Source organism: Flavimobilis sp. BM9, from assembly GCF_058313055.1.
Genome location: NZ_JBZEMO010000003.1, coordinates 103,260 through 126,550, shown reverse-complemented (window position 1 = coordinate 126,550; position 23,291 = coordinate 103,260). Strand labels below are relative to the sequence as shown.

The 23,291-nt window shown below is 70.5% G+C and carries 20 protein-coding genes, 1 tRNA gene and 1 pseudogene; 17 read left to right on the top strand and 5 right to left on the bottom strand.

Features of this window, described 5'->3' with window-relative positions; all coding sequences use genetic code 11:
- Positions 1–227: 227 nt before the first annotated feature.
- The 5 genes from AC4F3Q_RS06620 to AC4F3Q_RS06600 all read left to right on the top strand — a co-directional run bounded on the left by AC4F3Q_RS06620 (position 228) and on the right by AC4F3Q_RS06600 (position 5,479).
- A complete protein-coding gene (locus AC4F3Q_RS06620) occupies positions 228–2,699 on the top strand; it encodes a glycogen/starch/alpha-glucan phosphorylase (RefSeq protein ID WP_491039276.1) in 2,472 nt (823 codons plus the stop codon).
- Between the two features lie 239 nt (positions 2,700–2,938).
- A complete protein-coding gene (locus tag AC4F3Q_RS06615) occupies positions 2,939–4,084 on the top strand; it encodes an LLM class flavin-dependent oxidoreductase (protein ID WP_491039275.1) in 1,146 nt (381 codons plus the stop codon).
- Positions 4,081–4,587, top strand: a complete 507-nt coding sequence (locus AC4F3Q_RS06610) for a MarR family winged helix-turn-helix transcriptional regulator (protein ID WP_491039274.1) — start codon at positions 4,081–4,083, stop codon at positions 4,585–4,587. Before AC4F3Q_RS06615 ends, AC4F3Q_RS06610 begins: the two co-directional genes overlap by 4 nt.
- Entirely contained in the window at positions 4,584–5,201 is a 618-nt protein-coding gene (locus tag AC4F3Q_RS06605; protein WP_491039273.1) for an FMN reductase, read from the top strand. Before AC4F3Q_RS06610 ends, AC4F3Q_RS06605 begins: the two co-directional genes overlap by 4 nt.
- Positions 5,202–5,263: 62 nt before the next feature.
- Positions 5,264–5,479 carry a hypothetical protein gene (locus AC4F3Q_RS06600; RefSeq protein WP_491039272.1) on the top strand — a complete coding sequence of 72 codons (216 nt, stop codon included), beginning with the start codon at positions 5,264–5,266 and terminating at the stop codon, positions 5,477–5,479.
- Between the two features lie 162 nt (positions 5,480–5,641).
- On the opposite strand, the gene AC4F3Q_RS06595 is transcribed toward AC4F3Q_RS06600, so the two are convergent.
- Together AC4F3Q_RS06595 and ppdK are read right to left on the bottom strand one after the other, a co-directional pair.
- Positions 5,642–6,151: a gluconokinase gene (locus AC4F3Q_RS06595; RefSeq protein WP_491039271.1), complete on the bottom strand. Its 510-nt coding sequence runs from the start codon at positions 6,149–6,151 to the stop codon at positions 5,642–5,644.
- A gap of 107 nt (positions 6,152–6,258) precedes the next feature.
- On the bottom strand, positions 6,259–8,967 hold the full coding sequence (ppdK, locus tag AC4F3Q_RS06590) for a pyruvate, phosphate dikinase (protein ID WP_491039270.1): 2,709 nt from the start codon (positions 8,965–8,967) through the stop codon (positions 6,259–6,261).
- A 246-nt stretch (positions 8,968–9,213) separates the two neighbouring features.
- Here ppdK and AC4F3Q_RS06585 point away from each other — a divergent pair.
- Positions 9,214–11,013, top strand: a pseudogene (locus tag AC4F3Q_RS06585) (heavy metal translocating P-type ATPase); the annotation flags it as partial.
- A gap of 37 nt (positions 11,014–11,050) precedes the next feature.
- Here the strand turns inward: AC4F3Q_RS06585 and AC4F3Q_RS06580 are convergent.
- A complete protein-coding gene (locus AC4F3Q_RS06580) occupies positions 11,051–12,409 on the bottom strand; it encodes an APC family permease (protein ID WP_491039269.1) in 1,359 nt (452 codons plus the stop codon).
- Between the two features lie 116 nt (positions 12,410–12,525).
- Between AC4F3Q_RS06580 and AC4F3Q_RS06575 the strand changes: the two genes are divergently transcribed.
- The 3 genes from AC4F3Q_RS06575 (at position 12,526) to AC4F3Q_RS06565 (ending at position 14,146) form a co-directional block, all read left to right on the top strand.
- The gene (locus tag AC4F3Q_RS06575; protein WP_491039268.1) at positions 12,526–13,116 is read left to right on the top strand and encodes a DUF2238 domain-containing protein; all 591 of its coding nucleotides are present in this window, start codon (positions 12,526–12,528) and stop codon (positions 13,114–13,116) included.
- Positions 13,113–13,847, top strand: a complete 735-nt coding sequence (locus AC4F3Q_RS06570) for a glycosyltransferase family 2 protein (protein WP_491039267.1) — start codon at positions 13,113–13,115, stop codon at positions 13,845–13,847. The genes AC4F3Q_RS06575 and AC4F3Q_RS06570 overlap by 4 nt, the downstream gene beginning before the upstream one ends.
- Positions 13,848–13,960: 113 nt before the next feature.
- Entirely contained in the window at positions 13,961–14,146 is a 186-nt protein-coding gene (locus tag AC4F3Q_RS06565) for a hypothetical protein (RefSeq protein ID WP_491039266.1), read from the top strand.
- A gap of 61 nt (positions 14,147–14,207) precedes the next feature.
- Here the strand turns inward: AC4F3Q_RS06565 and AC4F3Q_RS06560 are convergent, their stop codons facing one another.
- Positions 14,208–15,011 carry a TspO/MBR family protein gene (locus tag AC4F3Q_RS06560; protein WP_491039265.1) on the bottom strand — a complete coding sequence of 268 codons (804 nt, stop codon included), beginning with the start codon at positions 15,009–15,011 and terminating at the stop codon, positions 14,208–14,210.
- 128 nt (positions 15,012–15,139) lie between these two features.
- Between AC4F3Q_RS06560 and AC4F3Q_RS06555 the strand changes: the two genes are divergently transcribed.
- Both AC4F3Q_RS06555 and AC4F3Q_RS06550 read left to right on the top strand, forming a co-directional pair.
- Complete coding sequence (locus AC4F3Q_RS06555) at positions 15,140–15,724, top strand: M15 family metallopeptidase (protein WP_491039264.1); 585 nt, start codon at positions 15,140–15,142, stop codon at positions 15,722–15,724.
- Positions 15,725–15,796: 72 nt separating this feature from the next.
- Complete coding sequence (locus tag AC4F3Q_RS06550) at positions 15,797–16,204, top strand: HNH endonuclease (RefSeq protein ID WP_491039263.1); 408 nt, start codon at positions 15,797–15,799, stop codon at positions 16,202–16,204.
- 106 nt (positions 16,205–16,310) lie between these two features.
- Here AC4F3Q_RS06550 and AC4F3Q_RS06545 read toward each other — a convergent pair.
- A tRNA-Pro gene (locus tag AC4F3Q_RS06545) sits at positions 16,311–16,384 on the bottom strand.
- A gap of 430 nt (positions 16,385–16,814) precedes the next feature.
- Here AC4F3Q_RS06545 and AC4F3Q_RS06540 point away from each other — a divergent pair.
- The 6 genes from AC4F3Q_RS06540 to AC4F3Q_RS06515 all read left to right on the top strand — a co-directional run bounded on the left by AC4F3Q_RS06540 (position 16,815) and on the right by AC4F3Q_RS06515 (position 23,234).
- On the top strand, positions 16,815–17,117 hold the full coding sequence (locus AC4F3Q_RS06540) for a WhiB family transcriptional regulator (protein WP_491039262.1): 303 nt from the start codon (positions 16,815–16,817) through the stop codon (positions 17,115–17,117).
- Between the two features lie 113 nt (positions 17,118–17,230).
- Positions 17,231–18,010 carry a DeoR/GlpR family DNA-binding transcription regulator gene (locus AC4F3Q_RS06535; RefSeq protein WP_491039261.1) on the top strand — a complete coding sequence of 260 codons (780 nt, stop codon included), beginning with the start codon at positions 17,231–17,233 and terminating at the stop codon, positions 18,008–18,010.
- A gap of 25 nt (positions 18,011–18,035) precedes the next feature.
- Positions 18,036–19,247, top strand: a complete 1,212-nt coding sequence (galT, locus tag AC4F3Q_RS06530; protein ID WP_491039260.1) for a galactose-1-phosphate uridylyltransferase — start codon at positions 18,036–18,038, stop codon at positions 19,245–19,247.
- Positions 19,244–20,440: a galactokinase gene (gene galK / locus AC4F3Q_RS06525; RefSeq protein ID WP_491039259.1), complete on the top strand. Its 1,197-nt coding sequence runs from the start codon at positions 19,244–19,246 to the stop codon at positions 20,438–20,440. The genes galT and galK overlap by 4 nt, the downstream gene beginning before the upstream one ends.
- Before the next feature lie 113 nt (positions 20,441–20,553).
- On the top strand, positions 20,554–22,737 hold the full coding sequence (locus AC4F3Q_RS06520; protein WP_491039258.1) for an MMPL family transporter: 2,184 nt from the start codon (positions 20,554–20,556) through the stop codon (positions 22,735–22,737).
- Complete coding sequence (locus AC4F3Q_RS06515) at positions 22,734–23,234, top strand: MarR family winged helix-turn-helix transcriptional regulator (RefSeq protein WP_491039257.1); 501 nt, start codon at positions 22,734–22,736, stop codon at positions 23,232–23,234. The genes AC4F3Q_RS06520 and AC4F3Q_RS06515 overlap by 4 nt, the downstream gene beginning before the upstream one ends.
- Positions 23,235–23,291 lie beyond the last annotated feature (57 nt).

Below are 23,291 nucleotides of genomic sequence, written 5' to 3'. Positions count from 1 at the left end.
GACGAGGACCTCTGCAACGATCCTGCAACTTTCAGCACACGTTACAACGGAAGACGGTGGGACGCGGCCCCGGCCTGCACGTCGGGTACTCCCATGTTGTCGCAGGTCAGCGGGGTCAAGGTGGTCCTGAGGGGCAGCATTCCGGATCGCTTGCAGGAGATGTACGCGTACATGTCCTGAGCCGAAGGTCATGGCAAAAGGGGGCTCTCACCGGTAGCGTGCTGCAGGTGACTGAAACCACCGAGAGGTCCACCTCTACCCCCGCAACCGTTGATTCGTTCAAGGACGAGTTCCTCCGGCAGTTGCGCTACGAGCAGGGCGTCGAACTGGGCACCGCCAGCCGTGACGACCTGTTCCAGGCACTCGCCAAGACCGTCCGCAACTACATGGTCGACAACTGGCTGACCACGGTCGAGACGCAGAAGGCCGCTGGCTCCAAGGTCGTCGCCTACCTGTCCGCCGAGTACCTCATGGGCCCGCAGCTGGACAACGCGCTCCTGTCGACCGGCCTGACCGACGTCGCGGACGCTGCCCTCGACTCCCTCGGCCTCTCCCTGGACGACGTCCGCGCGACCGAGGTCGAGCCTGGTCTCGGCAACGGTGGCCTGGGCCGCCTCGCCGCATGCTTCATCGACTCGCTCGCGACGAAGAACATCCCGACCATCGGCTACGGCATCCGCTACGAGTACGGCATCTTCCGCCAGACGTTCGTCGACGGCCGCCAGGTCGAGCAGCCCGACTCGTGGCTCACGAACGGCACCCCCTGGGAGATCCCCCACACCGAGCAGGCCGTCGAGGTCCGCTTCGGTGGCCACACCGAGCAGGCCATCGACCAGACCGGTCGCTCCGTGACCCGCTGGATCCCGGGCGAGACCGTCCTCGCGGTCCCCTACAACTACATGGTGCCGGGCTACGGCACGGCCAACGTCAACACGCTGCGCCTCTGGAGCGCGAAGGCGACGAACGCGTTCGACCTGCACATCTTCAACTCGGGCGACTACGAGGCTGCCGTCCGTGCGCAGACCGTCGCGGAGAACATCTCGAAGGTGCTCTACCCCGAGGACTCCACGCCTCAGGGCAAGGAGCTGCGCCTCAAGCAGCAGTACTTCTTCGTCGCGGCGTCGATCGCCGACTTCCTGCGGACGCTGCCCGAGGGCTTCGACCTCAAGAAGCTTCCCGAGCGCATCGTGTTCCAGCTCAACGACACGCACCCCGTCATCGGCGTGCCCGAGCTCATGCGCATCCTCGTCGACGAGCGGGGCCTGTCGTGGGAGGACGCGTGGGACATCACCCGCCGCTCCTTCAACTACACGTGCCACACGCTGCTGCCCGAGGCTCTCGAGGTGTGGTCCGTCGACCTCCTCGGCCGACTGCTGCCGCGCCACCTCGAGATCATCTACCGGATCAACGAGCAGTTCCTCGCCGGCATCCGCGCCACCTACCCGGGCGACGAGCTCCGGGTGCGCCGCATGTCGATCATCCAGGAGCGGCCGGAGCGCGCCGTGCGCATGGCCTTCCTCGCGACGGTCGGCTCGACCAAGGTCAACGGTGTGGCTTCGCTGCACTCCGACCTGCTGCGCGACAAGGTCCTCGACGACTTCTCGGCGTACTGGCCCGAGAAGTTCACGAACGTCACGAACGGCATCACGCCGCGTCGCTTCGTCCAGCTCTCGAACCCGACCCTCGCGACCCTGATCGACGAGACCATCGGCACTGGCTGGCTGAACGACCTCGAGCGCCTCAAGGAGCTCGAGCCGTACGCCGAGGACGCCTCGTTCCGCAAGGCCTTCCGTGAGGTCAAGCAGGGCAACAAGGACCGTTTCGTGTCGCTGCTCGCGCAGCGTGACGGCATCGAGCTCGCGTCTGACGCCCTGTTCGACGTCATGGTCAAGCGTCTGCACGAGTACAAGCGCCAGATGCTCAAGCTCCTGCACGTCGTCACGATCTACGACCGCGTGCTCAAGGGCGAGATCAAGGCTGCTGACCTGACGCCGCGCGTCGTGGTCTTCGGCGCCAAGGCCGCTCCCGGGTACAAGATGGCGAAGGAGATCATCTTCCTCATCAACTCGGTCGCGAACGTCGTCAACAACGCTCCGGAGCTCGAGGGCCGTCTCCGTGTCGCGTTCCCCGCGAACTACAACGTCACGCTCGCCGAGAAGCTGATCCCTGCTGCTGACCTGTCCGAGCAGATCTCGCTCGCAGGCAAGGAGGCGTCGGGCACGGGCAACATGAAGTTCGCCCTGAACGGCGCGCTCACGATCGGTACTCTCGACGGCGCGAACGTCGAGATCCACGACCTGGTCGGCGGGGAGAACTTCTTCCTCTTCGGCATGACCGAGCCCGAGGTGCAGAGCCTGTCGGACGCCGGGTACCACCCGACGTCGTTCTACGAGGGCAACGCCTCCCTGCGGGGCGCGATCGACCTGATCTCGTCGGGCATCTTCTCGGGCGGCGACCGTACCGCGTTCGAGTTCGTCATCTCCGACCTGCTCTACAAGGACCGCTTCATGGTGCTCGCGGACTACCAGACGTACATCGAGGCGCAGGACCGCGTCGAGGCCGCGTACGCCGACCAGGAGTCCTGGTCGCGCATGGCGATCCTCAACGTGGCCCGCACCGGGTTCTTCTCGTCCGACCGGTCGATCCAGGACTACCTCGACCGCATCTGGCACGCGCCTGCGGTGCCGATCCGCAAGTGATCTGACCTCGACCTGCTGGAGCGCCGCCTGTGCGGCGTGAGGCGTGCAGCGCCGGACCCCATCCCGGCACTGCTCATGCGACCCCGTCCCCGGTTCTCCGGGGGCGGGGTCGCGCTGTACGCGACGTGTCGCGGATCACGGAGCCTCGTCGGGAATTTTCATGCGTCTGCATTGATTGAAGGGTAAAGTAGATGCCAGACGGTTCCCGCGGCGACGCGGCCACACGACAGGAGCGCACGATGCAGTTCGGAATCTTCACGGTCGGCGACGTCACGACAGACCCCACGACCGGCCGCACCCCCACCGAGAACGAGCGCATCAAGGCCACGGTCGCGATCGCCAAGAAGGCCGAGGAGGTAGGACTCGACGTCTTCGCGACGGGCGAGCACCACAACCCGCCCTTCGTCGCCCCGCCGAACCCGACGGTGCTCCTCGCGCACATCGCCGCACAGACCGAGCGCATCGTCCTGTCGACCTCGACGACGCTCATCACGACGAACGACCCGGTGCGCCTCGCCGAGGACTACGCATACCTCCAGCACCTCGCGGACGGCCGCATCGACCTCATGATGGGACGCGGCAACACCGGCCCCGTCTACCCGTGGTTCGGCAAGGACATCCGCCAGGGCGTCGAGCTCGCAGTCGAGAACTATGCGCTGCTCCACAAGCTGTGGCGCGAGGACGTCGTCGACTGGCAGGGCCGCTTCCGCACACCGCTGCAGGGCTTCACCTCTGTGCCGCGACCGCTCGACGGCGTCCCCCCGTTCGTCTGGCACGGCTCGATCCGCACCCCGGAGATCGCCGAGCAGGCCGCCTACTACGGCGACGGTTTCTTCCACAACAACATCTTCTGGCCCATCACCCACACGAAGCAGATGGTCGCGCTGTACCGGCGCCGGTTCGAGCACTACGGCCACGGCTCCGCCGACCAGGCCATCGTGGGTCTCGGCGGCCAGGTCTTCATGCGCAAGAACTCCCAGGACGCGAAGCGTGAGTTCCGGCCCTACTTCGACAACGCGCCCGTCTACGGGCACGGACCGTCGATGGAGGACTTCACCGAGCAGACACCCCTCACGGTCGGCAGCCCGCAGGAGGTCATCGACCGCTACGCGACGATGCGCGACCACGTGGGCGACTACCAGCGCCAGCTCTTCCTCATCGACCACGCCGGCCTGCCGCTCAAGACCGTCCTCGAGCAGATCGACATGCTCGGCGAGGAGGTCGTGCCGGTGCTGCGCAAGGAGCTCGACTCGAAGCGCCCGGCGCACGTCCCGGACGCACCCACGCACGCCGCACGGGTCGCTGCAGCCGGCGGCTCGCACGACTCGACCGTCTACGCACCCGCTGACGACGTCACGGGCGCCTCCCCCGCGGCCGCCCGATGAGCACCCCGACCCACCTCGCCGGCTCCGCCGCCGCGAACGCCTGGGAGGCTCTCTTCCGCGCCCAGGTCGCCGTGCTGCGCGAGCTCAGCGCCGACAACATCTGGCGTGAGGTGTCGATCAAGGAGTACGACGTGCTCTTCACGCTCTCGCGCGCCGAGGGACGCGGCATGCGCCTCAAGGACCTCAACACCGAGGTCCTCATGCCCCAGCCGTCCCTCTCGAGGCTCGTCGAGCGCCTCGAGGCTCGTGGCCTCGTGACCCGCAGGACCGTGCCGGACGACCTGCGCGGCACCTGGGTCGAGCTGACCGACGCCGGCGCCGACGCCCAGCGCTCGACCGGCCGCCGTCACGTCGAGTCGATCGAGCGCCTCGTCGGCTCGGCCCTGAGCCCGGACGAGCTCGACGCTCTCGAGATGCTGTGCACGCGCCTGCGTGCGCATGCTGTGTCGAGCAGCGCGGACTCCCCCATCACCACCGCGTCCCACCTGGAGGATCGCTCATGAACACCCGCAGGATCGTCGCCGTGTCGGCCGGCCTCTCTCAGCCGTCGTCGACCCGCATGCTCGCCGACAGGCTGTCCGCCGCGACCGCCGACGCGCTGCGCGAGCACGGACAGGACGCCACCGTCGAGGTCGTCGAGCTGCGCGACCTGGCTCACGACATCACCGACATGATGCTCACCGGGTTCCCGAGCGTCCGGCTGTCGACCGTGATCGACGCCGTCAAGGGCGCCGACGCGCTCGTCGCCGTGACTCCCGTGTTCACCGCGTCGTACTCGGGGTTGTTCAAGTCGTTCTTCGACGTCCTCGACTCGAAGTCGCTCGTCGGCAAGCCGACGCTGCTCGGCGCGACCGCCGGCACCCCGCGGCACTCCCTCGTGCTCGAGCACGCGCTGCGGCCGATGTTCGCCTACCTGCGCGCCGACGTCGTGCCGACCGCGGTCTTCGCGGCGACGGACGACTGGGGCGACAGCGACGCCGAGGGGGCCGCGCTCCCCGGCCGGGTCCGCCGCGCTGCGGGTGAGCTTGCCACGCGCGTCGCCGGATACTCCCCGGGGCCTGACCTGACCGACCCGTTCGCGACCCTCGTGCCGTTCGACCAGCACCTCTCGCGATAGTCTCGGACGAGGCGCGCCGCGCGAGACGCGCAGCGTGCAGAGCACTGCGGAGGGGAATCCTGATGGACCAGCACGACCACGACGCGACCGACCGAGCCGACGCTCCGGTCCCGACCGCGTTCAGCGCACTGTTCTTCCTCGTGACGATGGCGATCTTCGTCGCCGGGTTCTGGGGCATGGCCGAGGGCTACAGCCAGGAGAGCGCGCTGTTCTTCAGCGCGGGTCTGCTCGCGTCCTGCCTCGCTGTCGCGATCGCGGTCCACGCGAAGCAGGACTGACGCACAGGTCGTCGGCGCAGAAGCCGACGGTCGACGACGCACCCGGCACCGACAGGGGCCGTACCGCCACGCGGTACGGCCCCTGTCGCGTCTGCTGGGTGGGTGGGCGCCGGGCCAGGCCGTGCACCTTCGCGCGATGACCCGCCGCACGGACCGGACGAGTCAGAGAGAGCCGAGGCGTGCGCGGACCTCGTCGAGGATCTCGGGTACCGCCTGGTCGACGTCGACCACGAACCCTCGCTCGTCGTCCTCGAGCAGCTCGAGCGTCGCGAGCTGGGAGTCGAGCAGGGTCGCGGGCATGAAGTGATCGCTGCGGCCCTCGAGGCGCGCGCCCAGGACGTCACGGGTGCCGTGCAGGTGCACCATGACGGCGCCGGGCGCCTGCGCGACGATCGCGTCGCGGTAGGCGCGCCGCAGCGCCGAGCACGCGACGACGACGCCCCCCTCGCTCGTCGCCAGCACACGCCCGACCTCGGCGAGCCACGGCCAGCGGTCCTCGTCCGTGAGTGCCGTCCCGCCCGCCATCTTCTCGATGTTCTCGACCGGGTGCAGCGAGTCCCCGTCGACGAACGGGACCCCCAGCTCGTGCGCGACGAGCGCCCCGATCGTCGACTTGCCCGACCCGCTGACGCCCATGACGACGACGGCGGGAGCATTCGTGGACGAGGTCATGGTGCTCCTTCGCGTGGGTGCGGGCGGGCGTCTGACGACGCGAGGGCGCCCTGCACTGCAAGTGTCGGTGCAGGGCGCCCTCCTCGGCAAACGGTTGCCGCGCCTTGTCAGGCCGTCGCGTCACCTCCGGCCTCGACCGCGGCCCGCCCGGCCTCGAGCCGGGCGATCGGCACGCGGAAGGGCGAGCAGGACACGTAGTCCAGCCCGACCTGCTGGAAGAAGTGGATCGACTCCGGGTCGCCACCGTGCTCGCCGCACACACCGACGTGCAACGACGGTCGCGTCGCCCGACCACCCTCGACACCGACCCGCACGAGCGCCCCGACACCCGCGGCGTCGAGCGTCTCGAACGGCGAGATCGTCAGGACGCCGTTGTCGAGGTAGTCCGTGAAGAACGCCCCCTCCACGTCGTCCCGCGAGAAGCCCCACGTCGTCTGCGTCAGGTCGTTCGTACCGAACGAGAAGAAGTCGGCCTCCTCGGCGATGCGGTGCGCCGTCAGCGCTGCGCGCGGCAGCTCGATCATGCAGCCGATCGGCAGGTCGAGCCGGACGCCGGCCACTTCGCCGACCTCGCGGAGGATCCCCTCCGCCTCCTCCCGCACGATCTGCAGCTCACGCACGGACCCGACGAGCGGGACCATGATCTCCGGCCGTGGATCGAGCCCACGACCGCGCAGCTCGACGGTCGCCTCCGCGATCGCGCGGATCTGCAGGCCGAAGAGCCCAGGCACCTTGAGGCCGAGCCGCACGCCGCGCAGGCCGAGCATAGGGTTCTGCTCGTGCATGCGCCGGACCGCGGCGAGCAGCTTCACCTGGTGCTCGTCGACCTTGCCGTCCCGCTCGGCGAGAGCGACCGCGACGGACAGCTCCGTGAGGTCCGGGAGGAACTCGTGGAGCGGCGGGTCGATCAGCCGGATCGTCGTCGGCAGCCCGTCCATCGCCTCGAGCAGCCCGACGAAGTCCTCGCGCTGCAGCGGCAGGAGCTCGGCGAGCGCGGCCTCGCGCTGGGCGTCGTCCTCCGCGAGGACCACGTGCTCGATGTACGTACGCCGATCACCCAGGAACTGGTGCTCGGTGCGGCACAGGCCGATGCCTTGCGCCCCACGCGCTCGCGCACGGGTCGCGTCGAGCGCCGTGTCGGCGTTCGCCCGCACCTCCATCGTCCTGGTCGCGTCGGCGTGCTCGAGGACACGGTGGACAGCGAGCACGAGCTCCTTGGTCGGCTCGTCCGGCGCTGCGGAGAGCCCCGCCTCGAGACCGTCGGAGATGTACCGCATGACGGGCGAGTCCGTGACGGGGACCTCGCCGAGGAACACCTCACCCGTGGACCCGTCGATCGCGATGACGTCGCCGGGCCGCAACGTGTGCCCAGCGACCCGGACCTCCTGCGCCGCGACGTCGACATCGAGCTCCTCGGCCCCGACGACCGCGCACTTGCCCATGCCGCGCGCCACGACAGCCGCGTGCGACGTCTTGCCGCCGCGGGCCGTGAGGACACCGTCGGCTGCGATCATGCCCTCGAGGTCGTCCGGGTTGGTCTCCCGCCGCACGAGGATCACGTGCGCACCGGAGGCCGCCCGCGTGATCGCCTGCTCGTTGTCCATCACGATCTCGCCGACCGCCGCGCCCGGCGACGCTGCCATGGCCTTCGTCAGGAGCGTCGTGTCACCGCTGCGGTCGAACTGCGGGAACATCAGCTGCGAGAGCTGCTCGCCGCTCGTCCGTGCGATCGCCTCGTCCATCGTGATGAGGTGCTCGTCGACGAGCTGGGTCGCGATCCGGAACGCCGCCGCCGCGGTGCGCTTGCCGACCCGCGTCTGCAGGAGCCACAGCTTGCCGCGCTCGATCGTGAACTCGATGTCGCACAGGTCTCGGTAGTGCGTCTCCAGCCGGCGCATCGCCTGAAGCAGCTCGCGATAGCTGTCGGCGTCGATCTCCTCGAGCGCCGCGAGCGGGAGCGTGTTGCGGATGCCCGCCACGACGTCCTCGCCCTGCGCGTTCGACAGGTAGTCGCCGTACACACCGGCCTGGCCCGTGGAGGGGTCACGCGTGAAGCACACGCCCGTGCCCGAGTGGCTGCCGAGGTTGCCGAACACCATCGTCACGACGTTGACCGCGGTGCCGAGGTCGTCAGCGATGCGCTCACGGCGGCGGTACAGACGCGCCCGCTCGGTGTTCCACGACCCGAAGACGGCCTCGATCGCGAGGTCGAGCTGCTCGCGCGGGTGCTGCGGGAACTCCTTGCCCGTCTGCTCGAGCACGATGTGCTTGAACGTCGTGACGAGGTCGCGCAGGTCCTCAGCGCTCAGGTCGACGTCGGTCGCGGCGCCGACCTCGGCCTTCTTCGCGTCGAGCGCGGCGGCGAAGAGCTCCCCGTCGAGGTCGAGGACGGTCTTGCCGAACATCTGGATGAGGCGGCGGTACGAGTCCCAGGCGAAGCGCTCGTCACCGGTGAACTCCGCGAGGCCCTTCACCGACGCGTCGTTGAGACCGACGTTGAGGACCGTCTCCATCATGCCGGGCATCGAGAACTTCGCGCCCGAGCGGACCGAGACCAGCAGGGGCTCGTGGAAGTCGCCGAGCTGGCGGCCGAGCGTGTCCTCGATCTCACGGATCGCCATGGTCACCTCGACGCGCAGCTCAGGAGGGACGACGCCTTCCCTCATGAACTCTCGGCACGCCTGCGTGGTGATCGTGAACCCGGGCGGGACGGGAAGGCCGATCTTGACCATCTCGGCGAGGTTTGCCCCCTTGCCGCCCAAGAGGTCCTTCTGGTCCTTGTCCCCCTCGCTGAACCTGTACACGTACTTGGCCATGTAGGACCTCCTCGGTACGGGAACGCTCCATCGCGCTCCTTGAAGGGCACCGCTCGCGGCGCATCGTCGGTGACGCGTCTGCGGTGTCGTTCCTCTCCATCATTGCTTACCGGCGCCGCCTTGCGCCGTCCTGGTACCAAGGTCCCGGAGGCCCGGAATCATGCGCCAATCGACGGCGCGCCACGAGCGCGTAGGACAGGCTCACCATGCTGGCGGAGAGCCCTTCCGAGGGCATATGAGTGGAGCATGGCTTTCATCGTGCGCGCCGGACGCAGGTATCCGTGGGTCGTCGCGACCCTCGTCGTGGGGGTGCTCGGCGGTGTCCTGTCGATGCTCTCGCACGGGCGAGCGACCACGCTCCTCCTCGGGGGGTTCGCGATCCTCGTCGCCGCCCGCTCGGCGTGGTCCATGGTGCGTGAGCTCCGCGAGGGGACCTTCGGCGTCGACATCCTCGCCGTGACCGCCATCGGTGCGTCGGTCGCGGTCGGCGAGCTGTGGGCTGCGCTCGTCATCGTCCTGATGCTCACCGGCGGTGAGGCGCTCGAGGACTACGCCGCGTTCCGAGCGCGCGCAGACCTCTCGGCACTCCTCGAGCGCGCGCCCCAGGTCGCGCACCGGACCCGCGAGGACGGCACGCTCGAAGACGTGCCCGTCGACGAGATCGCCGAGGGCGAGCAGGTGGTCGTCCGCCCCGGAGAGGTCGTCCCTGTCGACGGGACGCTCGAGTCCGCCGCTGGCGAGCTCGACGAGTCGTCCCTCACCGGCGAGAGCCTCCCGGTCGAGCGCGTCGCAGGAGACGTCGTCCTGTCGGGTGGTGTCAACGGCTCCGTCCCGCTCACGCTGCGCGTGCTCCGCCCGGCACGGGAGAGCCAGTACCAGCAGATCGTCGCGCTCGTCGCCGAGGCGTCCGCGAGCAGGGCCCCGATGGTGCGCCTCGCCGACCGCTACGCGATCCCGTTCACAGCGCTGTCCCTCGCCATCGCGGGCGTGGCCTGGTGGTGGTCGGGAGACGCGGTGCGCTTCGCGGAGGTCCTCGTCGTCGCGACGCCGTGCCCCCTGATCATCGCCGCTCCAGTGGCCTTCATGGCCGGGATGAGCAGGGCCGCCCGCAAGGGCGTGATCGTCAAGAGCAGCGCGACGCTCGAACAGCTGTACCGGGCCAAGGCGGTCGCGTTCGACAAGACCGGCACGCTCACGCGCGGCGCACCACGGCTGAGCGACGTCCGCGCGGCGGAGGGCACCGGCGCCGACGAGATGCTGCGCCTGGCGGCGTCCGCCGAGCAGCTCTCGTCGCACGTCCTCGCCTCGGCGATGATCGACGGCGCTGTCGAGCGCGGGCTCGCGCTGTCGAGCGCGAGCGCGGGCCACGAGGCGACAGCCAACGGCGTGACGGCGACGGTCGACGGACGCGAGGTCGTCGTCGGCAAGCGGACCTTCGTCGCGGCAGCGACGGGCCACGACGTCCCCGCCCCCGAGCTGGGGGCTGGCGAGCTCGCGGTCCACGTCGGGATCGACGGCGTGTACGCCGGCGCTCTCGTCCTGAGCGACGAGATCCGCCCGACGTCACGGGACACGGTCGCCGCGCTGCGCCGCGCGGGCGTCAACCACGTCGTCATGCTCACGGGTGACGGCGCGCAGACCGCCGCTCACGTCGCCGCCGAGATCGGCATCGACGACGTCCGATCCGACTGCCTGCCTGCCGACAAGGTCGACGCGGTGGTCGGGCTCACCGACCGGCCCGTCGTCATGGTCGGTGACGGCGTCAACGACGCCCCGGTGCTCGCCGCCGCCGATGTCGGCATCGCGATGGGCGCGCGCGGCTCGACGGCAGCGAGCGAGTCCGCGGACGTCGTGATCCTCCAGGACGAGGTCGCGCTCGTCGCGACCGCGCTCACGGTCGGTCGTGACACCGTGCGCGTCGCGCTCCAGAGCATCGGCGTCGGCATCGCGCTGAGCGTGGCCCTCATGGTCGTCGCGGCGTTCGGAGCGCTCCCGGCGGTCGTCGGAGCATGGTTCCAGGAGGGTGTGGACGCCGTCGCGATCCTCTGGGCGTTGCGGGCCGCCGGCGGTGCGCGCGATCGCGCTACGCGGCCTCGACCGCAACCTCGGGGCGCGGCTTCCGGCTCGCCCGACGCGTCGCCAGGTGCAGAGCTGCTCCGATCGCGAGAAGGATCCCCGCTCGAAGCCACGTCCCCGCACTCTGCTGGGTGAGCAGCAGCACGCAGCTGAGCGCGCCCAGCACGGGCACGATCGTCGCGACCCGGAAGTGGTCCTTGTCGACGTGGTCCTTGCGAAGGACGAGCACGGCGACGTTCGTCGAGATGAACACGATGAGCAGCAGCAGCACGACAGTCTCGGCGAGGGTCTGCAGCCCGCCAGTGAAGACGAGCGCGATCGCGACGAGCGTCGTCACGACGATCGCGACCGCTGGAGTCTTGCGGCCCGGCAGCACACGAGCGAGGACCGGCGGCAGGAGCTGCTGCGACGCCATCCCGTAGGTGAGGCGGCTCGACATGATCATGGTCAGCAAGGCGCCGTTGGCCACGGCGACCAGCGCGATGAGCGAGAAGACCGTGTCGGGGACGACGTCGGCAACGTGCACCACCTCGAGCAACGGGCCGGTCGACCCGGCGAGCGCGTCCGGGGACACGGCCGCGACCGCGGCGACACCGACCGCGACGTACACGACGCCTGCGGTGAGCAGCGACGCGAAGAGCGCTCGCGGGTAGACCCGGCGGACGTCCTTGACCTCCTCGGCCATGTTGGCCGACGTCTCGAAGCCGACGAACGAGTAGAACGCGAGCAGGGACGCTCCGAGCACGGCGAGCGCCGGGTTGACCCCCTCCTTGAAGTCCATGACGCGACCGATCTCGCCGTCACCTCGGCCGAGGACGACGACCGCGAGCACGACGACGAGCACCAGACCGGACAGCTCCACGACGGTCATGACGACGTTCGCGCGCAACGACTCCTTGATGCCGCGCACGTTGAGCAGCGCAACAAGGACGAGGAACACGACCGCGACGAGGTTGGTCGGCAGGTCCACGAACGTCGTGAAGTACTCCCCCGCGAAGGCGATCGAGAGCCCGGCGGCGCTCGTGACGCCAGCGGCGAGCATGCTGAAGCCGACGAGGAAGGACACTGCGGGCCGCTTGAACGCGCGCTCGGCAAAGACGGCAGCGCCGCCAGCGCGGGGGTACTTCGTGACGAGCTCGGCGTAGGAGCCCGCGGTGAGCAGCGCGAGCCCGAGCGCGACGAGGAGCGGGAGCCACACGGCGCCGCCGACCTCCCCGGCCATGATGCCGACGAGCGCGTACACGCCCGCCCCGAGCACGTCACCGAGGATGAAGACGTAGAGCAGCTTCCCGCTGACGGTCCGGGAGAGCGCGGTGGCGCCTTGGTGGGGTGCGGGCCCCTGGCCTGCGTCGGGGTGCTTGGTCATCTCGTCACCTTGACAGGCGTCGCGGAGTCTCGCAGATCGAGGAAGCGTGCCGGCGCTCGCGCTGCGAGCCGTGCCGGTCCGGGTGAGACTGCGGAGACCGCCAACCCGGAGGTCTCGTGCCCGTACCCACGCTCCGCAGCCACCTCGTGGCGGATCTCGTCCCTGGCGACCTGCTCCGCGCCGTCGCTGCACTGTCCTTGATCACGCTCGCCCTGCTCGGCGAGCCGATCAGCGCGGCCCTGTTCCTGCTCGTCCTGGGCGGGACAGTCGTCCCCCGTGCCGTGGGCGCGTCCCCGGTGCTCGACGTCGTCACCGGGACGTCGCTCGTCGTCGCCGGCTGGGCGTCGCACCTCGACTGGTACTCGGCGGTGCCCTGGCTGGACCTGGCACTGCACGCCGTGTGTACCGGCATGCTCGCCGCTGTCGCGGAGCTCGTCCTCCGGCGCTGGGTCCGCGGCCGCAGCGCTTCGCGCGACGACGACGCCACTGACGGCCTTGCCCGGGCGCGCACCCGTGTCGAGACACTGCTGCTCGTGGGTGGGATGGGCTCCGTCCTCGCGATCCTCTGGGAGGTCGGCGAATGGGCCGGGCACACGTTCCTCGACGAGAGCATCGGCGTCGGCTACACCGACACGGTCTCGGACCTAGTCGCAGGCCTCGCGGGCTCTCTCGCCGCTGGCGTCCTCGTCTCGCGGAGCGCTCGATGATGCCGCGCCCGCAGGTCTCCGTCGTCATCCCGGTGCGCGACGACGAGCTCGAGCTCGACCGTTGCCTTGCCCTCCTCGCGCAGCAGACGGTTGCACCCGCCGAAGTGGTCGTGGTCGACAACGGGTCGAGCGACAGGTCAGCCGAGGTGGCTCACCGCTGGGGTGCCGTCGTCGTGCACGAGCCGCGCGTCGGGATCCCGGCGGCCGCTGCAGCAGGCTATGACGCCGCGAGAGGCGACGTGATCGCGCGCCTCGACGCCGACTCGCGACCAGGGCCGCGCTGGGTCGAGACGGTCGTGTCGCACATGGCGGAAGATCCTGCGCTCGCCTCGCTCACCGGAGCGGGAACGTTCCACGACCTCCCGCGAGGCGCGGGCGGGGTCGCCTCGCTCGGGTACCTCGGTGCGTACTACGTGCTCGGGCACCTTGCGCTCGGGCACCCGCCCCTGTGGGGCTCGTGCATGGCCCTGCGCGCGACGGCGTGGCGCGAGGTGCGTGACGACGTCGAACGGGTGGATCCCGAGGTGCACGACGACCTTGACCTCGCCTTCCGCCTTGGTCCGGGCCGGGCGACGCGGTTCGACCGGTCCTGGCAGGTCGGGGTCAGCGCGCGGTCGCTGCGCGGGAGCGCGCAACGACGTCGGCGCATGGTGCGCGCGATCCGGACGCTCCGGGTCAACTGGACCGTGCAGCCCCCGTGGAGCCGGTGGGCTGAACGCCTGGCCCGGTGACCGGGCTCGTGCACCGGCGCTGGTCGACGGTCACCCGGTAGCCCAGCCGGGCCCCGCCTTATGAGCGCACCTCCGTCCGTGACAGGGCACGGCGTCCGAGGGACCATGGAGGCATGACGACCCAGGACCTCGCGCCCCTGGCGCCCGACGACCCGCGGGAGATCATCACGGTGGGCGTGCTCATGGCGAACGGTCGCCTGGCGCCCCGCTCGTTCGCGTCCCGCGCAGATGCCGAGGCGTGGGCGCACCCCGACGAGCAGGTCGTCGAGTACAACCTCCTGTGCGAGTGCGACCGCTGAGGGTCGATCGCCCAGGACTGACCGCGCGGGCTTGATCTGACATGACGGCCGCGCCGACGCTTCAGACGGCCCGGCCGCGAGCCTCGGTCTTGCGGGCCCGTGCCGCGACGGTCGCGGCGACGACGAGCACGGCGGCGGCAGCTGCCGCGACCGCGGTCACGGTCGACTCCGGCTCGGTCGCGGCGCGGCCGACGGCGATCCACCCGAGGCCCCATGCCATCGCGGCGGCGACCCCGAGGCGTCCGCCGAGCCGGTACGCGAGGAACGCCCCGATGGCGGTGGCAGCCGCCAGCACGACGACAGCGAGCAGCTCGGCAGTCCCCGGCGCGGGCTCCATGCCCGAGTCTGCGAGCGTCGCGGCGATGTTGGCGACCGTCGCTACCGTCACCCAGCCGAGGTACAGCCCGAACGTCCCGTCGACGACGACCCGCTCGACCGTCCCGCCCTCAGGGCGGAGCGCGGTGAGCCGCTCCATGATGAGGCCGAGCGTCAGCGCGAGGACGACGATGACGAGGACGCTCCCCCACAGCCAGCCGGCCTGGGTCACGAGCAGCCAGCCGCCGTTGAGCAGCATCGACACCGCTGCGAGCCAGCCGATCGACCGGCCGCGCGCCGACGCGGCGTTGCGCGGGACCCACTGCCAGACGACGTAGGCGGCGAGGCCGAGATAGATCACCGACCAGATCGAGAACGCGGTGCTCGCTGGAGCCAGGAGGGTCGCGGTCGCCGACAGGCTGCCGCCGGAGGACTCCGCGACCCGCTCCCCGAGCACACCGATACCGAACAAGGTGCCGACGAGCATGGCTGCGGCACTGAGCGTCGTGGCGACCTGCCGGACGCGGTCGTTCGTCGTGACCTGGGACATCGTCTCTCCTCCGTGTCGGGTGCGTCCTACTCTGCCAACGCTCGTGCCCGTCCGCCGGGCGAGAGCCTCACATCGTGCGCGTGCCAGCCGATGGGACACAGCGACCACAGGAGAAGGGCGGGCGGCACATGGACGGGATCACAGCGATCTCCCACCGGATGATCGAGATCCAGTCGATGCTCGGCACGCTCAACCCGCCTCAGGCGTCCACGGTGGCCGCCCAGGGCTCTGCGGCGTCGTTCGACGCCGCGCTCGGCAAGGCTGTGAACGACGTCGCGACGCCTCAGGCGTCTTCTGCTCCGGAGGGGTCCTGGGCCAGCGCAGGGGTCCCGGCTGACCTGGCGCAGTACGGCAACGGCAAGGTCCCGGCTGAGGCGCTCACGCAGATCTCCGGCAGCAACCACCGCCTCTGGGCGCCTGCGGCAGGTGCGTTCGAGCAGCTTCGCGCTGCGGCTGCGAAGGACGGTGTGACCATCGGCATCACCGACTCGTACCGGTCGTACGAGGCTCAGGTCGACGTCGCGCAGCGCAAGGGCCTGTACAAGAACGGCGGCCTCGCCGCGGACCCCGGGACGAGCCCGCACGGGTGGGGTGTCGCTCTCGACCTCAAGCTCGACTCGCAGGCGCAGGCGTGGATGCGCACCAACGCGAGCCAGTTCGGGTTCGTCGAGGACACGCCTCGCGAGCCGTGGCACTGGGTGTTCAAGAAGTAGCAGGACCCACCGCACCCAGACCGGCGTCGTGGCGCGTCTCCGAGGGCGCCTGACGCTCCGTAGACTCACCTCATGCCCGTGAGCCAGACGCGCCGTGCGCGCGCCGCACGCCGTCGCTCACGTCGGGTGGCAGCCGCCGACAACGACCTCACCCCCGCGCAGTGGGAGACGCTCGTCGATACGTGGGCTGCGTGTGCCTACTGCGGTGACACCGCGGGGCCGTTCCAGAAGGACTGCGTCCTTCCCATCTCTCGCGGGGGCCGCTACACGGTCGAGAACGTCGTGCCCGCATGCCGTTCGTGCAACGCGAGCAAGTGCAACAGCGAGGTCACCGGTTGGCTGCGGCGGAAGCGGCTGGACGAGCGGGCGTTCCTGCTCCGACACGTCGCCATGCTCGCTGCACTCCGCGAGAGCGTCGAGGTGGCAGAGACCGGGGGCGATCCGGAACATGGCCTGGGAGAGCGGGCCTCTACCGGCTGACGGTGCCCTCGCGAGCCGTGCGGATACGCGAGAGGGGCGGTTCTCGGAGTAACCGAGAACCGCCCCTCTCCGGCAGTTCTCCCGCGGAGCTCCGCGGGATCTTCTGTCGGGATGACAGGATTTGAACCTGCGACCCCTTGACCCCCAGTCAAGTGCGCTACCAAGCTGCGCCACATCCCGTCGGACGCCGAGGCGTCCTGACCAGCCCCGAAGGGCCGACAGAAATACTACCCCACGTTCGGCGGCGCCCCTGCCACGCGGAGGGCCGCCACGTACCCGGGCGCGCCTGGTCGCGGACACCCAGTGCCGGACTCGGGACAAACCTGACAACACAGACGGCGCGCCCCTCTTCGAATCTGCTCACCTTGTCGTCACGCCGAGCCGGCTCCGAATCGCGCCAGGGGGTTGACAGCCGCTCGCGAGGCCCAGACCTGCGCAAACGCAAGAATGGCGCCACGCTGAAACGATTTGACGAGGTGCTTGCACAACTTCTGAAGCGGTTGTACTGTAATGACACGAGCACAAGGGACCTTCGACCTGGAGGGTGTCGCTCGCAACGGCAACAGGGTCGGCCTCGGGGATCGGGGCCGTGACGAGAAGGGGATTCACCATGGCTGAGCTGTCTCGCCTCCCGGGGCCTGTGATGGACCTCTGGGAATGGCAGTTCGAGGGCGCGTGCCGCGACCTGGACGACACGATGTTCTTCCACCCCGAGGGTGAGCGCGGCGCGGCACGACGGCGTCGCATCGAGGCAGCCAAGGCTGTCTGCAACTCGTGCCCCGTGATGATGCAGTGCCGCGAGCAGGCGCTCGCGATCCGTGAGCCCTACGGCGTGTGGGGCGGCCTCAGCGAGGAGGAGCGCGAGGCGATCATCGCCCAGCGCCGCACGGCTCGCCTCACCGTCGCAGGCTGATCCGTTCCAGGACCGCCGTCGACCGCTCAGCGGTCGGCGGCGGTCCTGTCGTGCGTGCCCCGAGCACACCCCAGGGTGTTGGTTTCTGATAGGTCATGTGCGAACATGTTCATATGCTCGTCGACCAGCGACACTCCCTCATCCTCGACCGCATCGCCGCGAACGGGGCGGTCCGCGTCGCTGACCTGAGCGCGGAGCTCGGTGTCTCCGACATGACCGTGCGCCGCGACATTGCCGACCTGGCAGCACGTGGCCTCGTCCGCAAGGTCCACGGGGGCGCCGTCGACACACGCCCGTCAGCGCACGAGCCGGGCTTCGCCTCCAAGCAGTCGCTCGCCACCACACAGAAGCTCGCGATCGCCGACGCCGCGATGGACCTCGTCCCCGCAGGCGCCTCGATCGCCCTGTCCGCCGGCACCACCACGTGGGCGCTCGCCACGCGCCTCGCGCAGCGCGCCGACCTGCGACCGCTCGCCGTCGTCACCAACTCCCTGCCCGTCGCTGACGCGCTGCATGCCGCGGATGACGTCGGCGACGTCGTGCTCACGGGCGGCAGCCGCACCCCGTCCGACGCGCTCGTCGGACCGCTCACCGTCGCAGCGCTCGAGACGCTCCACGTCGACCTGCTCTTCCTCGGCACCCACGGCATCGACGCCGACGCAGGACTGACCACCCCGAACCTGCTCGAAGCCGAGACCAACCGCGCCCTGGCCCGCAGCGCACGCCGCACCGTCGTCGTCGCCGACTCGAGCAAGTGGGGCACCCTCGGCATGGCGCGCTTCCTCACCCTCGCCGACGTCGACGTCCTCGTCACCGACGAAGGCCTGCCCGACGACGCACGCACACTCCTCGCGGACGCCGGCGTCCGCGTGATCCTCGCCCCCGCCACCTGACCCACCCCGTCCACCGGAGGAACCGATGACCACCGTCCGACGCACGTCGACCCACCTCGCCGACGGCCGCGAGCTCATCTACTACGACGACTCGGAACCGTACGTGTCAGGCGGCGCGACCCGCCGCCTCGACGACCCACGGCCCCTGACGCCCCGGTTCGTCCCCGACATGGTCGGCCCCGAGATGCGCCGCGACCCCCTCACCGGCGAGTGGATCCCCATGGCGACGCACCGCCAGAACCGCACGTTCCTGCCGCCGGCCGACGCCAACCCGCTCGCCCCCGCCAAGCCGGGCGCGGCCTACTCCGACGGCGAGATCCCCGACACGGACTACGACGTCGTCGTCTTCGAGAACCGCTTCCCGTCGCTCGTCCGCGTCCCCGACCAGCCTGACGACGTCACGCACGTCGACGGCGAGGAGATCTGGCAGGTCCGTCCGGCCGCAGGGCGCTGCGAGGTCATCTGCTTCTCCCCCGACCCGACCCAGTCCCTGCGGGACGTCACGGTGCGGCGCATGCGGACGATCATCGAAGCGTGGGCCGACCGCACGGCCGCGCTCTCGTCGCTCCCGGGCGTCGAGCAGGTCTTCTGCTTCGAGAACCGCGGCGAGGCGATCGGCGTGACGCTGCACCACCCGCACGGCCAGATCTACGCCTACCCCTACCTGACCCCGCGCACCGCGACCATGGTCGAGCGTGCACGCGAGCACCGCGCCGTGACGGGCCGCAACCTGCTCGCCGACGTCCTGGAGGCCGAGAAGCGCTCGGGGCGGCGGATCGTCGCGGAGACCGAGCACTGGCTCGCGTACGTCCCGGCGGCCGCACGCTGGCCCGTCGAGGTGCACGTCGCGCCGAAGGACACGAGCCGGCCGATCCCCGACCTGGCTGCGCTCACCGACGCGGAGCGGGACGACCTCGCGCCGCTCTACCTCGAGATCCTCGCGCGGTGCGACCGCTTCTTCCCCGCACCGGACGGCTCGCCAGCCAAGCTCCCGTACATCGCCGGCTGGCACCAGGCGCCCGTCGGCGAGGGGCGTGACGACCTTCGGCTGCACCTCGAGCTCGTCTCGATCCAGCGCGGACCGGGCCGCCTGAAGTTCCTCGCAGGCTCGGAGTCCGGCATGGGCGCATGGATCTCGGACACCGTCCCCGAGAAGATCGCCGACCGATTCCGCGAGGTCGCCTCGCCGACGTGGACGGACACGACCGGTGCGGGCGCGACGGGTGGTGACCGGTGACCGGGATCGTCTGGAACCGCGCCTGGGACCGTGAGGAGGGCGAGTCGCGGGTGCGGTCGCTCTTCGCCCGCACGTTCGGTGCGGGTCAGCTGCCCGACGGCGTGTGGTCCGCGCCGGGACGCATCAACCTCATCGGCGAGCACACCGACTACAACGGGGGCTCCTGCCTGCCGTTCGCACTTCCCCACCGGACGTACGTGGCCCTGCGCCGCCGTGAGGACGATCTCGTCCAGCTCTCGTCGGGTCAGGAGGACGGGCTCTGGACGGCGCGCCTGTCCGAGGTCGGCCCGGTAGGCACGTCCGGGGAGGTCTCCGGGTGGGGCGCGTACGTCGTCGGCGTGGCGTGGGCGCTGCGCGAGGCTGGGCACGACGTGCCCGGTTTCGACGCGGTCGTCGACTCGTGCGTGCCGTACGGCGCGGGCCTGTCGAGCTCCGCAGCGCTCGAGGCGGCGTTCGCCGTCGCGCTCGGTGACGCGTCCGACGACGCGGCGCGTGCAGCGCTCACCGCAGCGTGCGTGCGTGCGGAGAACGAGGTCGCGGGAGCGCCCACGGGCGGGATGGACCAGTCCGCGGCGCTCCGCAGCACCGCGGGGCACGCGCTCCTGCTCGACTGCACGACGTGGGCGGCGCGGCAGGTACCGTTCGCGCCAGGGGCGCACGAGCCGGCCGGCGAGGTGCTCGTCATCGACACGAGGGCGCCGCACCAGCTCGTCGACGGACAGTACGCTGCCCGGCGCGCGGCATGCGAGGAGGCGGCACGCACGCTCGGTGTGGCGACGCTCTCCGAGGTCACGAGCCTGCCGGACGCGCTCGCGCAGCTGTCTGACGACACGGCGCGCCGCCGGGTGCGGCACGTCGTCACGGAGATCGCCCGCGTGGACGAGGTCGTGGGCCTGCTGTCCTCGGGTGGGGACCTGCCTGCGGTCGGTCGCGTCCTCGTGGCGGGCCACGAGTCCCTCCGTCATGACTACGAGGTCACGGTCCCCGAGCTCGACGTCGCGGTCGAGGCTGCCGTCGACGCGGGAGCGTTCGGTGCGCGGATGGTGGGCGGCGGCTTCGGGGGTTCCGTGATCGCGCTCGTGCCGGCGGGTTCTGCGTCCGACGTCGCGGCGAACGTCGCTGCGGTGTTCGCGGCGCGCGGCTTCGCTGCTCCGGCGTTCCTGCTGGCAGAGCCGTCCGACGCCGCTTCCTGACGACCAGGCACGCCCGGCCCGTTCTTCGGGCCGGGCGTGCCTGGCGTTTCTGGCTCCGGGTGCTAATATTGCTAGCCTATCTAGCAATCTGGTCCCCGACCCCGGAGCGCCTCGTGCCCAAGTCGTCCCCCGCACCCCACGCCGGCCGCACCTCCAGCGGCACCCGGCGCTGGCTGCGCACCTTCCTCCCCGCCGTCCTCGTCCTCGTCTGGCTCGGGCTCGCCGCCGTCGGCGGACCGCTGTTCGGCCGGGTCGACGAGGTCTCGTCGAACGACGCGACAGCGTTCCTCCCCACGAGCGCAGACGCCACCCAGGTGCAGAAGGTGCTCGGGGACTTCCAGGGCACCGACGCGATCCCAGCGATCGTCGTCCTCGCCTCCGAGCAGCCGCTCACCGAGCAGCAGCTCGGCGAGATCGGCACCCTCGTCGGGACCCTCGCGTCTCTGCCCGAGGTCACGACCGAACCGAGCCCCCCGATCCCCTCCGAGGACGGCAAGGCCGTCCAGGTGTTCGTCCCGCTCGACGCCGAGGGCGAGATCGCCGAGAACGTCGAGACGCTGCGCACCGCGCTCGTCGACGGCGCACCCGAAGGCGTCACCGCGCAGGTCACCGGACCCGCAGGGTTCACCGCCGACCTCACCGAGGCGTTCGCCGGCATCGACGGCATCCTGCTGCTCGCGGCGCTCGGCACGGTCCTGGTCATCCTGATCGTCGTCTACCGGTCACCGATCCTGCCCTTTGTCGTCCTCTTCACCTCGCTGTTCGCCCTCTGCGCGGCCCTCATGACCGTCTGGTTCCTCGCGAGAGAAGGCATCGTCCTGCTCAGCGGACAGACGCAGGGCATCCTCTTCATCCTCGTCATCGGCGCCGCGACCGACTACGGCCTGCTCTACGTCGCCCGGTTCCGCGAGGAGCTGCGCAACTACCCGAGCACGTGGGACGCGACGAAGGCCGCGGTCAAGGGCTCGGCAGAACCGATCCTCGCCTCGGGCGGCACCGTCATCACGGGCCTCCTCTGCCTCCTGCTCTCCGACCTGCAGTCCAACCGTTCGCTCGGCCCGATCGCATCGATCGGCATCGTGTTCGCGCTGCTCGCGGCATTCACCCTCCTGCCCGCGATGCTCCAGCTCATCGGCCGCGCCGCATTCTGGCCGCGCCGGCCGGTACTGCTCCCCGAAGGGGCGAGCGCCGACGAGGACGCGCACCTGCCCACCCGCGGCGTCTGGCGCGCGATCCCCCGCGCCGTCTCGCGTCGCCCCCGCACGCTGTGGGTCGCCACGACCCTCGTCCTCGTCCTCGCGTGCACAGCGCTCCCCCAGCTCAAGGCATCCGGCGTCCCGTCGAGCGACCTCGTCCTCGGCTCGTCCCAGGCCCGCGACGGTCAGAAGACCCTCGGAGAACACTTCCCCGGCGGCTCCGGCACCCCCGCCTACGTGCTGACCCCCGAAGCGGACCTGCAGCAGGTCGCCGACACGCTCCTCGCGACCGACGGCGTGGCCTCCGTCGCCGTCACGGCTGCAGACTCCCCGAGCGGGTCCGCACCCGTCACCGCGGAAGGGATCACCGCGTTCGGCCCGCCGGGCACGCCCGCGCCGGCCCCGACCGTCTCCGACGGCAGGGTCCTGCTCCAGGCGACCCTCACCGACGCGTCCGACTCCGACGCCGCAGCCGAGACGGTCCGCGCGCTGCGCGATGCCGTCGGACCCGACGTCCTCATCGGCGGCGTCACCGCCACCTCCGTCGACTCCAACGACGCGTCCGTCCACGACCGCAACCTGATCATCCCGGTCATCCTCGTGGTGATCCTGCTGATCCTCATGCTGCTGCTGCGCTCGATCCTCGCGCCCGTGCTGCTCATCGCGACCGTCGTGCTCTCGTTCGGGTCCGCCCTCGGCATCTCCGCGCTCGTCTTCAACCACGTGCTCGACCTGCCCGGCGCCGACCCGGCCGTCCCGCTGTTCGCGTTCGTGTTCCTCGTCGCGCTCGGCATCGACTACAACATCTTCCTCATGACCCGCGTCCGCGAGGAGACCATCAAGCACGGCACGCACGCCGGCATCACCCGAGGCCTCGCGATCACGGGCGGCGTCATCACGTCCGCAGGCCTCGTCCTCGCGGCGACCTTCGCGGCGCTCGCGGTCATCCCGATCCTGTTCCTTCTCCAGCTCGCGTTCATCGTCGCGTTCGGCGTCCTGCTCGACACGATCGTCGTCCGCACGATCCTCGTGCCGGCGCTCGCGCACGACATCGGCCGCACGATCTGGTGGCCCTCGAAGCTCGCCAAGGCAGCCCGGTGACCGACGAGCCCACGTCTGCCTACTGGTTCGCCGAGGCCGGCATCCGCGAGCTGCTCGAGGCGGTGCGCCGGTTCCGGCGAGCCGACCAGCAGATGCGGCGCCGCGCCTCGGCTGCCATGGGCATGAACGTCACGGACATGCAGGCGCTCCAGGAAGTCATCTCGGCCGAACGGCGCGGAGTGCTCGTGACCGCCAACCTGCTCGCGACGAACCTGGGGATCTCGACGGCGTCGACCACCAAGCTCCTCGACCGGCTCACCGCATCCGGACACCTCGAACGTCGGCCTCACCCCCACGACCGCCGCGCGGTCGTCGTCGTCGCGACCGAGCACGCACACTGCGAGGTTCGGGAACGTCTGACCAACATGCACGACGTCATGGCGCAGATCGCCGCAGCCGTCCCGCCCGAGTCCCGCGGCGACGTCGCGGAGTTCCTCACCGCGCTCGCCGCGCACCTCGACGACGTCGAAGGGCCGACGCCGCTGCGCCCCGTCTAGGCGAGGCGCGGCACCACGTTTTCCCCGGACCAGCACCGCGGGTGGACAATAGGCACC